The organism is Actinoplanes sp. NPDC051343 (assembly GCF_044455125.1).
In the GTDB taxonomy this organism is placed as follows: domain Bacteria; phylum Actinomycetota; class Actinomycetes; order Mycobacteriales; family Micromonosporaceae; genus Actinoplanes.
In genome coordinates this window covers 338,901-352,662 of sequence record NZ_JBITEL010000008.1, presented here as the reverse complement: position 1 = coordinate 352,662, position 13,762 = coordinate 338,901, and the positions used below count along the sequence as shown (strand labels likewise).

Sequence of the window (13,762 nt, the reverse complement as noted above, 5' to 3'; positions counted from 1 at the left end):
GGGATGAGGAGACGGACAAAACCCCCCAAACGATCTATTCGTTCGGCCCCTATGGGGTCAACTCCCGTGGTACTTGTTCTGCGCCCACTCGACACCCTCGAGAATGATCGCCTCCACCACGTCGGCCGCGCGATCCACGAGAAAGTCCAGCTCCTTGCGCTCGGCCGAGGAGAAATCAGACAGCACGTAGTCGGCCGGATCCTGCCGGCCGGGCGGGCGGCCGACGCCGAACCGGACCCGCGCGTACTCCTTGTTCGCCAATGATTTCGACATCGATCGAAGCCCATTGTGGCCACCCTCACCACCGCCGCGCTTCGCCCGCACCTCGCCGAACGGCACGTCCAGCTCGTCGTGCACCGCGATCACGTTCGCCACCGGCACCTTGAAGAACTGGGCCAGCGACACCACCGGGGCTCCGGACAGGTTCATGAACGTCAAAGGCTTCACCAGCACCAGCCGCGGGCCGCCACCGGGTTTCCCTGGGAGGGCCAGCCGTCCCTCGGCGACCTCGGCGTGCGCCCGCTTGGACCGGCCGAACTTCGCCCCGATCCGGGACGCCAGCAGGTCAGCGATCATGAAGCCCACGTTGTGGCGATTGCCGGAGTATTCCTTGCCCGGGTTGCCGAGACCGGCCACCAGCCATGCGTCGTCGCTCACCCTGCTCCTCCACACATGCAATCAGGGAAAGCGCCCGTGGCGCTTTCCCTGATCCCTGCTTGTCGCTCGGTCCGCCGGACCCGAGTCCTACTCCTCGGACGCGCCCTCGGCCGCGACCGGCTCGCCGCCCTCGCCCTCCGCCGACTCGCCCTCGAGCTGCTCGGCGGTCTGCGCCTGCGTGATGATCGCGAGCACGAAGTCGGCCTCCACGGCCAGCTCGGCACCGCTCGGCAGCTGCACGTCGCCGGCGGTCACCTGAGCGCCCGCCTCCAGGCCCTCGATCGAGACCTCGAAGCCGGTCGGCAGGTGCATCGCCTCGGCGACCACGGCCAGAGTGTTCGACTCGTGCATGACGAGCGTGTTGCGAGCAGCCTCGCCGGTCAGCGTCACCGGGACGTCGACCTGGACCTTCTCGCCAAGCTTGACGATGATCAGGTCGACGTGCTCGTACGAATCCTTGATCGGGTCACGCTGGATCGCCTTCGGCAGAGCCAGCGTGGTGCCGGAAGCGCCGGCAATGTCGATCGTGAAGACCTGGTTGAGGCCGCCATGCCGGATGGCGGCAGCGAATTCACGGGCCGGCAGCGCGATGTGCTGCGGCTTCTCGCCGTGACCGTAAAGCACGGCGGGCACCAAACCGGCCCGGCGCGTGCGACGGGCACCACCCTTGCCGAACTCGGTGCGGGGCTCGGCGCTGATCTTTACCTCGGACACGGGGAAACTCCTGAAACTCTTCGAACGGGCTGCGTCTGGTCGGCGGGCATAGCGGCAAAACTGGCGGCGGGTGTTCCCGTAAGAGGGCCGCCATTCAGCGCTGCCGGGCAAGGGGGCGCGCTGGGCACAGGCCCGGAGCACCGCGTCGATCACGGTGCCTCCGAGCGGCTGCGAACCTCAGCAGACCGCGGGGCACCCTCGCCGTGGCAACCGCACAAGCCTACCCTGGGCGCTCAGCAACAGTTCAGCGGGTCCCTGCGTGCTGACGCTCTTCGCGAAAAGTTCACCCGGGCAGGGCTAGCTGAGACCACCGAAAAGGGTTGTTACCGAGCCATCGTCGAACACCTCGCGGATCGCCCGGGCCAGCAGCGGCGCGATCGACAGCACGGTGATCTTGTCGAGCCGCTTCTCCGGAGGCAGCGGCAACGTGTTGGTCACCACCAGCTCGCTGATCCGGCTGTTCTTCAGCCGCTCGGTCGCCGGATCGGACAACAGGGCGTGCGTCGAAGCGACGATCACATCGGCCGCGCCCTCGTCGAACAGGATGTCGGCCGCCTTGCAGATCGTGCCGCCGGTGTCGATCATGTCGTCGACGATCAGGCACACCCGGCCCTCGACCTCGCCGACCACCCGGTTGGCCACCACCTGGTTGGGCTTCATCGGGTCACGCGTCTTGTGGATGAACGCCAGCGGGCAGCCGCCCAGCCGGTCCGTCCAGCGCTCGGCCACCCGCACCCGGCCCGAATCCGGGGCGACCACGGTCATCGGCCGGCCGGCGTACTTCCGCTGCACGTGCTCGGCCAGGATGTCCATCGCGAACAGGTGGTCGACCGGGCCGTCGAAGAAGCCCTGGATCTGGGCCGTGTGCAGGTCGACGGTGAGAATGCGGTTGGCCCCCGCGGTCTTGAGCAGGTCGGCGACCAGACGGGCCGAGATCGGCTCCCGGCCCCGGTGCTTCTTGTCCTGCCGCGAGTACGGATAGAAGGGCAGGACCACGGTGATGCGCTTCGCCGACCCACGCTTCAGCGCGTCGACCATGATCAGCGTCTCCATGACCCAGCGGTTGACACCCTCGGTCACCGACTGCACGACGAACGCGTCCGACCCGCGCACCGAATCCTTGAACCGCACGAACAGCTCGCCGTTGGCGAACTCGTACGAATCCGACGGCGTCGGATCGATGCCGAGCACCTGACCGATCTCCTGAGCCAACTCCGGGAAACCCTGACCGGAGAAAAGCATCAAACTCTTGCGGTTCTCCGCGACGATGCTGCCCATCGGCTCGCTGCTCCCGTTGGATCTAGGGGGAAGGGGGTGTCAGAAGAAGTATCCCCCGCCGACACCGTACGGCCACGTCCCGAGCCCGCCGGGTGGGATGCCTCACCCCGGCGCCTGCCCCGTCAGCGCGCTACTCGCCGGCAGCTTCCCCGTCCGCGGCCCCCGCGGCCTCTGCGGCCTCCGCCGCCTTCTCCGCCGCGGCGGCCGAGGTGGTGCCTGGACGCTTGCGCGCCGTCCAGCCCTCGACGTTGCGCTGCTGAGCCCGCGTCAGGCCCAGGTTGCCCGCCGGCACCTCCTTGGCGATCGCGCTGCCCGCGCCGATGTAGGCACCCGGGCCCACCTCGACCGGCGCGATCAGCACCGTGTCCGACCCGATGAACGCGGCCTCGCCGATCGTCGTCCGGCTCTTCCGCACGCCGTCGTAGTTGGCCACGATCGTGCCCGCCCCGACGTTGGCCTTCGCACCGATCGTGGCATCGCCCACATATGACAGGTGTGGAACCTTCGCGCCCTCGCCCAGCTCCGAGTTCTTCGTCTCGACGAAACCGCCGACCTTGGCCTTCCGGCCAAGCTTGGAACCCGGGCGAAGGTAGGAGAACGGTCCGACGGTGGCCTCCGGGCCGATTTCGGCACCGATCGCGTGCGTACGCAGAACGACCGCGCCCTCACCCACCGAAGTGTCGATCAAAGTCGTGTCCGGACCGACGATCGCACCGGCCGCCACGTGCGTCGCACCGAGCAACTGCGTGTTCTGGTCGATCTCGGCGTCCGGCGCCAGCGTCACGGTCACGTCGATCCAGGTCGTCGACGGGTCGAGAATCGACACCCCCGACCGCATCCAGGCCTCGTTGACCCGGTCCCGCAGCAGCGCCCGCAGCCGGGCCAGCTCGGCCCGGTCGTTGCAGCCCAGCGTCTCCGGCTCGGGCGCCACGCACACCCCGACCGCCCGGCCGTCGGACGCCAGCAGGGCGAACACGTCGGTCAGGTATTCCTCACCCTGCTCGTTGTCGGTCGACAGCTTGCCCAGCGCCTCCCGCAGCGCGGCCGAATCGAACGCGTAGATGCCCGCGTTGATCTCGCGGATCGCCCGCTCCCGCGCGGACGCGTCCCGCTCCTCGACGATCCGCTCGAGGTTGCCGGCCCCGTCCCGCACGATGCGGCCCAGACCGGTCGGATCGCCGACCTCGGCGGCCAGCACGGTCGCCCCGCGCCCCTGGGACTCATGCTCCCCGAGCAGCCGCTCGAGCGTCTCCGGCCGCAGCAACGGCACGTCACCGTTGAGAACCACGATGGTGCCGGACACGTCGGACACCGCCTCGAGCGCCATCCGCACGGCGTGGCCGGTGCCCCGCTGCTCGGCCTGCAGCACCGGCGTCGCGGCCGGGGCAACCTCGGCGAGGTGCTCGCGCACCTGGTCGGCCTTGTGCCCCACGACCACGATCGTCCGCTCGGCGCCCGAGGCATCAGAGCTGGCCAGCACGTGCCCGAGCAGCGTGCGCCCGAGCAGCAGATGCAGCACCTTGGGCGTAGCGGACCTCATCCGCTTACCCTCCCCGGCGGCAAGAACGACGACGGTACGACGAGGGGCCTGGCTCACGCGGAAACTCCATTGTTCGCAGATAGGCACGGCGTCAACTCAGCCGCTTGAGGCATAGAACCTCTCAGAACACACGCTCGGCCGCCAGGGTTCGAACCCGGAACTTTCGGACCAAAACCGAAGGTGATGCCTATTTCACCACGGCCGAATGGTTCGGTCGTCACACTAGCGCCTGGCGACCGAACGCCAAACCTACTATCCCAGACCATCGAGTGCGTCCATCACTCCCTCCACTTTCCAGTAGAGCTCGCGGGACTTCGGCACCGTGATGATCAGACAGCCGTGGTAGTCCTCTCCGGTGTTGGCCCGCACGGTGGCCGGGTTGTGATGCTTGATGGTCGGGCGCTGAAACAGCTCACGGGGCACATTCAGGCGCTCGGCCCACCAGTCGCCGGCCGCCTCCGCGTCGGCCGTCTCGTGGATGTGCACCCGATAGCGCAGGGAGTCGGGCGACCGGCCCTGCGTGGCCAGAAAGCCCAGGAAGAGCCGGTGCAGGCGCGGATCGCTGTTGATGAAGGTCAGCCGATCGAGTCGTCGCCAGGGCTTTGACTTCGTCCCTTCGCACATGTAGATCAGCGCGCCACCCAGCAGCCGGTCGCGGTCGTCCATCGCACCGAGTTCGACCGCCACTCCGGCCCGGACTTCGGCCTCGCGCCGGTCGCGTGCGGCACGGTGCTCCTCCCAGCGCCCGGCCGCCATCACTGCGGCATGCTCCTGCTTCTGGCGCGCGCGCTCGGAGTCGGGATCGAGCGGGATGTGCTTGACCCAGAGGTACGCCGTCGACTTGGCGACCCCGAGCCGGACAGCGAGGTCGTTGACCGACCAACCCTCTTTCCGCAGTTCGACGGCCTCGGCCCGCAATTCGTCCTTGGCGTTGGGCCGACGCGTCCACTCAGGCGGCTCGATGCCGCGCAGCCAGTCGGTCAGCGTCGAGCTGCCGACGTTGAAGTGCTTCATCAGTTGACCGGTCGAGAGCCCGGGGTCGACTCGCAACCGCCGAGCCTCCTCCCGTCGCGGATCGTTGTTCATCTCCATGTACATACATTAGTACGATATTTTGATCCTTGGTAAGCCTCGATGTGTGCCATTCCGAACCTGGATCCAAACGCTGGATGCAGCGCGAACCTGGGCGAGTTACGCCCCCGTAGGTTACGGTGACGTAGGCGTAGGTAAACGATCAACGCCGCCCCGGTTCCCCAAGCCCCCCGCCCCAGCACTGTGAGGTGTCATGACTTCTGTGACCGAGACCGCTCCCGCGGCCGCCCCCAAAGCGCTCACCGACGGCCCGCAGCCGCGCGGCGTCCTGATCGCCCTCTACGCGTTCGTCGTCATCCCGTTCCTGGCCGTGTTCGCCGCGATCCCGATCGCCTGGGGCGGCTGGCTGTCCTGGACCGACATCGCGATCGCCGGGGTGTTCTACGTGGTGTCCGGGCTCGGCATCACCGTCGGCTTCCACCGCTACTTCACGCACGGCTCGTTCAAGGCCAAGCGGTGGCTGCGGATCGCCCTGGCGCTGGCCGGCTCGGTCGCGATCGAGGGCAACATCATCCAGTGGGTGGCCGATCACCGTCGTCATCACATGTTCAGCGACCAGGACGGTGACCCGCACTCGCCGTGGCGCTACGGCACCGGCTACTGGGCGCTCACCAAGGGTCTGTGGCACGCGCACATGGGCTGGATGTTCAGCCGTGAGCTGTCCAATCGCGAGCGGTTCGCCCCCGACCTGCTCGAGGACCGTGACATCGCGCTGATCGATAAGCTGTTTCCCGCGATCGTGCTTTTCTCGACGCTGGGCCCGGCGGTCATCGGCGGCCTGGTGACCTGGTCGTGGACGGGCGCGCTGACCGCGTTCTTCTGGGCCGGCATCGTCCGCATCGGACTGCTGCACCACGTCACGTGGTCGATCAACTCGGTCTGTCACGTCTACGGCGAGCGCCCGTTCGTGGTCCGCAACGGTGACAAGGCCTCCAACTTCTGGCCGCTGGCGATCCTGTCGTTCGGGGAAAGCTGGCACAACCTGCACCACGCCGACCCGACGTGTGCCCGGCACGGTGTGCTGCGCGGTCAGGTCGACATCTCGGCCCGGCTGATCTGGCTTTTCGAGAAGACGGGGGCGGCGTGGAGCGTCAAGTGGCCGAACCACGAGCGCCTCGCCGCAAAAATGATCAAGGCGTGACGAATGCCGCGGGGACGCTTGGTACGGATCGGACCTGGCAGGATGGCCGGGTGAGTGAGGCGAGCGACAGCGACGGTGACAGAGAGCAGCCAAGACGAGTAATGCCGGCCGCGGCGCCGAGGGTCCGCATGTCGGCCGCGCAGCGCCGCGAGCAACTGATTGCGATCGGGCGGCAGCTGTTCGCCGAGCGCGGCTTCGACGCCACGAGCGTGGAAGAGGTGGCGTCCCGCGCCAAGGTGTCCAAGCCGGTGGTCTACGAGCATTTCGGCGGCAAGGAGGGGCTGCACGCGGTGGTGGTCGACCGCGAGGTCCGGTCCCTTCTCGACCGGATCGCGGCGGCTCTGACCGCCGGCCATCCGCGGGAGTTGCTGGAGCAGGCGGCGCTGGCGTTACTCGACTACATCGAGGATGAGCCGCACGGTTTCCAGGTGCTGGTGCGTGAGTCGCCGGTGCTCTCCCCGGCCGGCAATTTCTCGAGCGTGATGAACGACGTCGCCCACCAGGTCGAACACATCCTGGGTGACGAGTTCAAGCGCCGCGGCCTGGATCCGAAGTTCGCCGAGCTCTATTCGCAGGCTCTGGTGGGCATGGTGGCTCTGGTGGGTCAGTGGTGGCGCGAGGCGCGTAAGCCGAAGAAGGAGATGGTGGCCGCCCACCTGGTCAATCTGGCGTGGAACGGCCTGTCCCATCTCGAGGCGGAACCTGCCCTGCTGACCCGTAGGGTCAAATAGGCCGGTCAGCGGGGGTGCGCCGAGGCCTCCTCAGCGCGGGCGGCCTCGCGGGTGCCGACCTTGCCGTAGAGGCCCGCGGTGAGGGTGAAGATCCCGAGAAGCAGCAGGACCAGCACGTTGATCATCGAGGCGTCGACGGCGTTGGCGTCGGTCTGCATGGTCGCCATGATCAGGACCGCGATGCCGCACATGGCCCAGCCGGCGACCAGGGTGACCTGGTGATGGACGTTGCCGCCGATGACCGTTGCGGCCACGACGATCAGCCCGAGCACGGTGATCAGCCAGGCACCGGCCGGGTTGACGCGGAGTCCGAGCGACCAGTCGTGGCCGTCGTGGCCGAAGAACGGGTCGCCCCAGGTGGCGACGAGGCCGGTCACGCCGGCGACCAGGAGGTAGGCGCCGGCGAGGAAGGCCACGAAGCGGTAGCTCTGACGCAGGTGATGATTGAGGGGGTAGTGCGCCATCAGGCCGTACGGCCCTCCCTTGCCTGTCGGGGCGCTCCGGTGTGCGTGGCCGGGGCGACCTTGCTGTAGAGGCTGGTCAGGATCAGGATGAGCCCGACCAGGAACGTGACGACCACTGTGGCGATGCTGAACCCGAGGAAGTTGGCGTCGGTGCGGCTGGTGGCCAGGCCGTAGGCGCCGAAGACCAGGATCGCCCAGCCGAGGAACCGGTCGGCTTCGGTGTCGGCGTTACGGCCGATCAGGGTGGCGATCACGATGATCGCGCCGAGGATCAGGCAGATGATCGACCAGAGCATGTTGGACTGCTGCCCGAGGACGCGCACGCCGGTCTTGCCGGTGAAGTCGTGCCCGGACGTCTGGATCAGGCCGACGATCCCGAAGACGACCAGGTAGGCGCCGGCGAGGAAGCCGAGCGCGCGGTATATCGGCCGCAGCGGGTGGTTGACCGGATTGTGCGCCATGGTGTCCGTCTCCAAGGTCAGGTGTTGTCCGAGCCGATTCTCGCGCACTCCGGTCAAGCGGCGCAGGCACACCCCCCGCTTCAGTTATCGGGCACCTGTTCGGCGAGTTCGAGCCACTCCTGTTCGACCCGGCCGCGCTCTTCCTGCACCGCCTTGAGCTGCGCCTCGAGTTCGACGATCTTCTCGTAGTCGGACCCGTGGTCGGCCAGCTTCTCGTTGATCTTGAACACACGTTCCTCGAGTTTGCCGAGCTGACGCTCCAGGCGTACGAGATCTTTGCGCGCCTGGCGCGCCTCGGCCGCGGAAAGGCCGGTTGCGGCCGGGGCCGCTTGCGCTTGCTTCGCGGGTACGGCGTCGGGCGCGCCCGTGCCCACCCGGGCCAGATATTCGTCGACGCCGCCCGGCAGGTGCACCAGCCGCCCGTCGCCGAACATCCCGTACGCCTGGTCGGTGACCCGCTCGACCAGGTAGCGGTCGTGGCTGGCGACGATCATCGTGCCGGGCCAGGAGTCGAGCAGGTCCTCCAGCGAGGCCAGCGTGTCGGTGTCGAGGTCGTTGGTCGGCTCGTCGAGCAGCAGCACGTTGGGTTCGGCGGCCAGCAGGCGCAGCAGCTGCAGGCGGCGCCGCTCACCACCGGAGAGGTCACCGACCGGCGTCCAGATGCGCTTGTCGGTGAAGCCGAACACCTCGGCCAGCTGGCCCGCGGAGAGCTCCCGGTCGCCCAGCCGGACCCGCTTGGCCACCTCTTCGACGGCTTCGAGCAGGCGCAGGTCGCCCGGCAGCTCGCGCAGCTCCTGGGAGAGGAACGCCGGCCGCACCGTGCTGCCGGTGACCAGGCGCCCGCCGTCGGCCTTGGTGAGGCCGGCCAGCATGCGCAGCAGCGTGGTCTTGCCGGCCCCGTTGGCGCCCAGGATCGCGATGCGGTCGCCCGGTCCGACCTGCCAGGTGAGGTCGTCGAAGATCATCTTCGGGCCCGCCAGCAGACGCACGTTCTCCAGGTCGTAGACCTGTTTGCCGAGCCGGCTGGTCGCCAGCCGCTGCAGGCTGACCATGTCACGCACCGGCGGCACGTCGGCGATCAGCGCGTTGGCCGCGTCGATGCGGAACTGCGGCTTGGAGGTGCGGGCCGGCGGGCCGCGGCGCAGCCAGGCGATCTCCTTGCGGAGCAGATTCTGGCGGCGCGCCTCGAGCACCGCGGCGACCCGCTGGCGCTCCATCCGGGAGAGCGTCCAGGCCGCGTAGCCGCCCTCGTAGAGGTGCACCTGCTCGTCGACGACCTCCCAGGTCGCGGTGCAGACGGCGTCGAGGAACCAGCGGTCGTGGGTGACCACGACGAGGGCGCCGCGCCGGGTGAGCAGGTACCGGGCCAGCCAGTCGACGCCGGCCACGTCGAGGTGGTTGGTGGGCTCGTCGAGGATCAGCAGCTCGCTGTCGCGCACGAGCAGCGCGGCCAGGGCGACCCGGCGGCGCTCGCCACCGGACATCGAGTCGACCGCGGCGTCGAGACCGAGGTGGCCCATGCCGAGACCGGACATGATCGTGCGGACCCCGGCGTCGCCGGCCCACTCGTGCTCGGCGCCCATGCCCTGTGGAAGCCAGGAGGTGCCGAGCACGACGTCGCGCACGGTCGTGCCCTCGGCGAACGTCATGGTCTGCGGGAGCGTCGCGACGCGCAGGTCACGGCGGTGGGTGACCCGGCCGGAGTCGGGTTCCTCGGTCTTGGCGAGCATGCGCAGCAGGGTCGACTTGCCGGCGCCGTTGAGGCCGACGATGCCGACCCGGGCGTCGTCGTCGAGCCCGAGGGAGACGTCGGTGAGCAGTTGACCGGCGGCGCCGTAGCCCTTGTTGACCCGGTCGAGGTTGACGATGTTGGCCACAGTGCGGACTACGTTACCCGCGCGCCGGGAACCGGTCCGCGGGCGGTGACCGCCTCGCGGCACACCCCGGCCGCGTTGAGCCCGGCGGCGATCCGGCCCGCGTGTGCGGCATCGGCGGCGAGGAAGACACAGGTCGGCCCGGAACCGGAGACCAGACCGGCGAGAGCACCCGCGTCGGAACCGGCCTTGAGCACGTCGGCCAGCTCGGGCCGCAGCGCGAGAGCGGCCGGCTGAAGGTCGTTGCCGAGCACGGCCGCGAGCACCTCGGGGTCACGCTGGCGCAGGGCGCCCATCAGCTCGTCGGAGTCGCCGAGTGCCTTGGGCGGCCAGGCACCGGCGCGCAGCTCGTCGAGCTTGCGGTAGACCTCGGGGGTGGGCAGGCCGTCGTCGGCCAGCGCGACCACCCAGTGCCAGGCGGTGGGCCGGGCCAGGATCGGGCTGACCGCCTCACCGTGGCCGGTGCCGAGCGCGGTGCCGCCGTGCAGCAGGAACGGGATGTCGGAGCCGAGCGTGGCGCCGATCTCGGCCAGCTCCTCGCGTGACAGGCCGGTGCCCCAGAGCACGTCGCAGGCGATCAGCGTGGCCGCCGCGTCGGCGCTGCCCCCGGCCAGGCCCGCGGCCAGCGGGATCGTCTTGCGCAGGTGCAGCCGGGCATGCGCGGGCATGCGCGTGCGGGCGGCGAGCGCCCGGGCGGCCCGGATGATCAGGTTGGTCTCGTCGAGCTCGAGCGCGCCGGCGCCCTCACCCTCCATGGTCAGCGTCAGCGTGTCACCGTTGCGCGCCGTGAGCTCGTCGAACAGCCCGATCGCGTGATAGATGGTGTTGAGCTCGTGGAACCCGTCCGACCGCAGCGGCCCGACACGCAGGAACAGATTGATCTTGGCTGGCACCCGCACCCGGACCGGCCCACTGTGCCGGCGAGGCTCGTCGCCGTCCGGCCCCCACGCCTCGGTCACGGAGCAATGTCCCGAATCGGCAACCTGATGTCGAGAGGCTCGGTCAACACCAGTTCGTCCGCCGAATCAGCTGCCAGTTCGTAGCGACCGTCGATCAGGTCATAGGCGTAGATATGCACAGGATTCTGCTCGATGCGCCAGTAATGCGGAATTCCAGCCGATGCGTAAAGCGCCGGTTTCTCGAACCGATCCCTTCGTCGGGTGCCCGGAGAGACGATCTCGACGACCACCAGAACCTGCTCGGCCTTGCAGAAGTGATGATCAAGGGCAGCCGGACTGTGCACGATCATGGCATCCGGCTCGCGGGTGGTATCCACGTCGACGAGCACCCCGACCGCCATGATCGACTCGAAGCCCTCGGGCAGGTGCTGTTCCAGCCAGCTGACCAGTCGAACATTGATTCTCTGGTGCCCGAAGGAGGGCGATGGAACCACCGTAAGGACTCCGTCCGTGAGCTCCACACGAGGCGCGTCGTCGGGCAGATCAAACAGGTCTTCGACGGTGTAGCCCGCCAGCTTCTGCTTCCAGGGATCAGGTGACCAGGAAAAGTCACCAACTGGCTCGGCTGTCATCGGTCCACCTCCTCGGGCTGCGCGTCGGACGGGCTGAGCTTACCGCCGGGGCCCGACAGTTTGGCCGCCGCCGCGATGGCCGCGAACTGGGCCACCGTCAGCGACTCGCCGCGGGCCTGTGGGCTCACCCCGGCCGCGATCAGCACCCGCTCGGCCGCGTCGGCGCCGCCCGCCCAGCCGGCCAGGGCCGCCCGCAGCGTCTTGCGGCGCTGCGCGAACGCCGCATCGACCACCGCGAACACCGCCAACCGGTCGGCACCCGCGGGCGGCTCGCGACGCGTGAAGGCGACCAGACCCGAATCCACGTTGGGCACCGGCCAGAACACCGCCGGCGGCACCTTCCCGGCCGACCGGGCCTCGGCGTACCAGGCCAGTTTCACCGAGGGCACGCCGTACACCTTGGAACCTGGACCGGCGGTGAGCCGGTCGGCGACCTCTTTCTGCACCATCACCAGGCCTCCGCGGAGGCCGGGCAGCTCGGCCAGCAGGTGGAGCACGACCGGCACGGCGACGTTGTAGGGCAGGTTGGCCACCAGCATCGTCGGCGGCGGATCGAAGTCGCGGCCGCGCACCCGCAGCGCGTCGGCGGTGTGCACGGTCAGGTGCGCAGCGGTGACGGTCGTCGGCAGAGCCGCCGCCAGCGTCGGGTCGATCTCGATCGCGTGGACGTGCCGGACGGCCCCGACCAGCCCCAGCGTGAGCGAGCCGAGCCCCGGGCCGACCTCGAGCGCGACGTCGTCGGCGGTCAGACCGGCCGCCGCGACGATGCGCCGGATGGTGTTGGGGTCATGCAGGAAGTTTTGGCCGAGCTTCTTGGTCGGCGCGACGCCGAGGCGCGCGGCCAGTTCCCGGATCTCCGCCGGGCCGAGAAGTGCGTCAGCCATGGGAGCAAAGACTACGGGCGCCGGGGTAGAAACGAGTCATGACCCAGCTCCTGGAGCTGCGCGGGGTGGTAGAGGCCCCGCCCGACGCGGTCGCCGGCCTGCTGCTCGACGTACGGCCGGGCGGCCGCTCACCGATCGCGGCCGGCGGCGACGCCGAGGACGACGGCGGCGACCGGTTGGTGGTGGTGCGCGACGGCAGCCGGCTGACCGTGACGATCGACCGGGGCGCCCGGGAGGTCACCGAGCAGAGCGAATGGTGGTTCCGCTCGACGACCGCGGTCGAGGCCGACCCGCGCGGCAGCCTGGTCGTGCACCGCATCTTCAACGTGGCCGACGGCAACGGCCGGGCGATCCGGTTCCTCGCCCGCGGGCCGGTCAACGCCGCCCCGCAGCGGTTCGCCGAGGCCCTGCGCCGGCTGGGTGAGGAGCTGGGTGTCGCCGCCTGGCTGCTCTAGCTCCAGGGCCCGAAGACACTCTCGCCGTTCGCCCGGATAGCGGCGCACAGCTCGTCGAGGTCCGAGTCGCGGGCGGCAGCCAGCGCGCGCACGGTCAGCGGGATCAGATAGGAGGCGTTGGGCCGACCCCGATAGGGGATGGGGGTCAGATAGGGCGCGTCCGTCTCCACCATGATCAGTTCGAGTGGGGTCAGCGCTGCCGCCTCCCGCAGATTGGTGGCGCTGCCGAAGGTCACGGTTCCGGCGAAGCTCAGGTAATACCCCCGGCGCACGCATTCCCGCGCGAACGCCGCGTCCCCGGAGAAACAGTGCAGTACTACCTTTTCCGGGGCGCCCTGCTCGTCGAGGATTCTCAGGACGTCGTCGTGGGCGTCCCGGTCGTGGATCACCAGGGCCTTGCCGAATCGCTTCGCGATCGCGATGTGCGCGCGGAAGCTCGTCTCCTGCGCCGCCCGGCCCGCCTCCCTGGTGCGGAAGGTGTCCAGCCCGGTCTCCCCGATCCCCCGCACCCGGGGCTGGGCGGCCAATTCCTCGATCTCACGGAGCGAGGCGTCCAGATCGGACAGGCGGGGTGCCTCGTTCGGGTGAATCGCCACCGCGGCCAGCACGTCACCGCGGCGTGCTGCCAGCTCGGCGCCCCAGCGCGACGACGGCACGTCGACTCCGACCTGGACGACCCGGTCGATGCCCGCCTTCGCCGCCGAGGCCAGCAGCGCGTCCACCGGATCAAGGGATCGACCAGCGACAATGCCGGCTTCCTGGATGGTGATGTCGAGGTGGGTGTGGCTGTCGAAGACCGGTACGGCGAGCGGTTCCGGCGCGGGCGGGAACTCGCCCGAGCGGCGCCCCTGGCCGGATCGGCGGGACTCCGAAGGTGCAGATGACATGTGAGACATTCTGCACCGACCCCGCACGGCTACCGCTTGTTCACCTGGCATCC

General features: G+C 69.2%; 15 protein-coding genes and 1 tRNA gene. 3 read left to right on the top strand and 13 right to left on the bottom strand.

Annotation, left to right across the window (positions count from 1 at the left end; translation table 11 throughout):
- Positions 1–57 precede the first annotated feature (57 nt).
- From pth to ACIA5C_RS27345, 6 genes are all read right to left on the bottom strand, one after another.
- Positions 58–657: an aminoacyl-tRNA hydrolase gene (gene pth / locus ACIA5C_RS27370; protein ID WP_396059442.1), complete on the bottom strand. Its 600-nt coding sequence runs from the start codon at positions 655–657 to the stop codon at positions 58–60.
- An 87-nt stretch (positions 658–744) separates the two neighbouring features.
- Positions 745–1,371, bottom strand: a complete 627-nt coding sequence (locus ACIA5C_RS27365) for a 50S ribosomal protein L25/general stress protein Ctc (RefSeq protein WP_396059672.1) — start codon at positions 1,369–1,371, stop codon at positions 745–747.
- A gap of 297 nt (positions 1,372–1,668) precedes the next feature.
- Positions 1,669–2,649: a ribose-phosphate diphosphokinase gene (locus tag ACIA5C_RS27360; protein ID WP_396059440.1), complete on the bottom strand. Its 981-nt coding sequence runs from the start codon at positions 2,647–2,649 to the stop codon at positions 1,669–1,671.
- A gap of 130 nt (positions 2,650–2,779) precedes the next feature.
- Positions 2,780–4,246: a bifunctional UDP-N-acetylglucosamine diphosphorylase/glucosamine-1-phosphate N-acetyltransferase GlmU gene (gene glmU / locus ACIA5C_RS27355; protein WP_396059438.1), complete on the bottom strand. Its 1,467-nt coding sequence runs from the start codon at positions 4,244–4,246 to the stop codon at positions 2,780–2,782.
- A gap of 76 nt (positions 4,247–4,322) precedes the next feature.
- Positions 4,323–4,394, bottom strand: a tRNA-Gln gene (locus ACIA5C_RS27350).
- 47 nt (positions 4,395–4,441) lie between these two features.
- Positions 4,442–5,281, bottom strand: a complete 840-nt coding sequence (locus ACIA5C_RS27345) for a helix-turn-helix domain-containing protein (protein ID WP_396059436.1) — start codon at positions 5,279–5,281, stop codon at positions 4,442–4,444.
- Between the two features lie 193 nt (positions 5,282–5,474).
- Between ACIA5C_RS27345 and ACIA5C_RS27340 the strand changes: the two genes are divergently transcribed.
- Together ACIA5C_RS27340 and ACIA5C_RS27335 are read left to right on the top strand one after the other, a co-directional pair.
- On the top strand, positions 5,475–6,422 hold the full coding sequence (locus tag ACIA5C_RS27340; protein WP_396059434.1) for an acyl-CoA desaturase: 948 nt from the start codon (positions 5,475–5,477) through the stop codon (positions 6,420–6,422).
- Positions 6,423–6,523: 101 nt separating this feature from the next.
- Complete coding sequence (locus ACIA5C_RS27335; RefSeq protein WP_396059670.1) at positions 6,524–7,153, top strand: TetR/AcrR family transcriptional regulator; 630 nt, start codon at positions 6,524–6,526, stop codon at positions 7,151–7,153.
- Positions 7,154–7,158: 5 nt separating this feature from the next.
- Here the strand turns inward: ACIA5C_RS27335 and ACIA5C_RS27330 are convergent, their stop codons facing one another.
- The 6 genes from ACIA5C_RS27330 to rsmA all read right to left on the bottom strand — a co-directional run bounded on the left by ACIA5C_RS27330 (position 7,159) and on the right by rsmA (position 12,367).
- Positions 7,159–7,617 (bottom strand): DUF4383 domain-containing protein, encoded by a 459-nt coding sequence (locus ACIA5C_RS27330; RefSeq protein ID WP_396059432.1) that lies wholly within the window; start codon positions 7,615–7,617, stop codon positions 7,159–7,161.
- The gene (locus tag ACIA5C_RS27325; RefSeq protein WP_396059430.1) at positions 7,617–8,078 is read right to left on the bottom strand and encodes a DUF4383 domain-containing protein; all 462 of its coding nucleotides are present in this window, start codon (positions 8,076–8,078) and stop codon (positions 7,617–7,619) included. The genes ACIA5C_RS27330 and ACIA5C_RS27325 overlap by 1 nt, the downstream gene beginning before the upstream one ends.
- An 80-nt stretch (positions 8,079–8,158) precedes the next feature.
- Positions 8,159–9,955, bottom strand: coding sequence for an ABC-F family ATP-binding cassette domain-containing protein (locus tag ACIA5C_RS27320; RefSeq protein ID WP_396059428.1), 1,797 nt, complete (start codon positions 9,953–9,955; stop codon positions 8,159–8,161).
- 8 nt (positions 9,956–9,963) lie between these two features.
- On the bottom strand, positions 9,964–10,911 hold the full coding sequence (locus ACIA5C_RS27315) for a 4-(cytidine 5'-diphospho)-2-C-methyl-D-erythritol kinase (RefSeq protein WP_396059426.1): 948 nt from the start codon (positions 10,909–10,911) through the stop codon (positions 9,964–9,966).
- Positions 10,908–11,483 (bottom strand): Uma2 family endonuclease, encoded by a 576-nt coding sequence (locus ACIA5C_RS27310; protein ID WP_396059424.1) that lies wholly within the window; start codon positions 11,481–11,483, stop codon positions 10,908–10,910. The genes ACIA5C_RS27315 and ACIA5C_RS27310 overlap by 4 nt, the downstream gene beginning before the upstream one ends.
- On the bottom strand, positions 11,480–12,367 hold the full coding sequence (gene rsmA, locus ACIA5C_RS27305) for a 16S rRNA (adenine(1518)-N(6)/adenine(1519)-N(6))-dimethyltransferase RsmA (protein ID WP_396059422.1): 888 nt from the start codon (positions 12,365–12,367) through the stop codon (positions 11,480–11,482). Before rsmA ends, ACIA5C_RS27310 begins: the two co-directional genes overlap by 4 nt.
- 38 nt (positions 12,368–12,405) lie before the next feature.
- On the opposite strand from rsmA, the gene ACIA5C_RS27300 reads away from it, so the two are divergent.
- Positions 12,406–12,822: a hypothetical protein gene (locus ACIA5C_RS27300; protein WP_396059420.1), complete on the top strand. Its 417-nt coding sequence runs from the start codon at positions 12,406–12,408 to the stop codon at positions 12,820–12,822.
- Here the strand turns inward: ACIA5C_RS27300 and ACIA5C_RS27295 are convergent.
- Positions 12,819–13,718: a TatD family hydrolase gene (locus tag ACIA5C_RS27295; RefSeq protein ID WP_396059418.1), complete on the bottom strand. Its 900-nt coding sequence runs from the start codon at positions 13,716–13,718 to the stop codon at positions 12,819–12,821. The two genes, ACIA5C_RS27300 and ACIA5C_RS27295, sit on opposite strands and share 4 nt — an antisense overlap.
- Positions 13,719–13,762: the final 44 nt, after the last annotated feature.

Excerpts from the sequence above, each read along its gene's own strand:
- ACIA5C_RS27360 (WP_396059440.1), bottom strand. The coding sequence starts at position 2,649 with ATGGGCAGCATCGTCGCGGAGAACCGCAAGAGTTTGATGCTTTTCTCC.
- ACIA5C_RS27345 (WP_396059436.1), bottom strand. The coding sequence starts at position 5,281 with ATGGAGATGAACAACGATCCGCGACGGGAGGAGGCTCGGCGGTTGCGA.
- ACIA5C_RS27340 (WP_396059434.1), top strand. The coding sequence starts at position 5,475 with ATGACTTCTGTGACCGAGACCGCTCCCGCGGCCGCCCCCAAAGCGCTC.
- ACIA5C_RS27335 (WP_396059670.1), top strand. The coding sequence starts at position 6,524 with ATGCCGGCCGCGGCGCCGAGGGTCCGCATGTCGGCCGCGCAGCGCCGC.
- ACIA5C_RS27330 (WP_396059432.1), bottom strand. The coding sequence starts at position 7,617 with ATGGCGCACTACCCCCTCAATCATCACCTGCGTCAGAGCTACCGCTTC.
- ACIA5C_RS27325 (WP_396059430.1), bottom strand. The coding sequence starts at position 8,078 with ATGGCGCACAATCCGGTCAACCACCCGCTGCGGCCGATATACCGCGCG.
- ACIA5C_RS27310 (WP_396059424.1), bottom strand. The coding sequence starts at position 11,483 with ATGACAGCCGAGCCAGTTGGTGACTTTTCCTGGTCACCTGATCCCTGG.
- rsmA (WP_396059422.1), bottom strand. The coding sequence starts at position 12,367 with ATGGCTGACGCACTTCTCGGCCCGGCGGAGATCCGGGAACTGGCCGCG.
- ACIA5C_RS27300 (WP_396059420.1), top strand. The coding sequence starts at position 12,406 with ATGACCCAGCTCCTGGAGCTGCGCGGGGTGGTAGAGGCCCCGCCCGAC.
- ACIA5C_RS27295 (WP_396059418.1), bottom strand. The coding sequence starts at position 13,718 with ATGTCTCACATGTCATCTGCACCTTCGGAGTCCCGCCGATCCGGCCAG.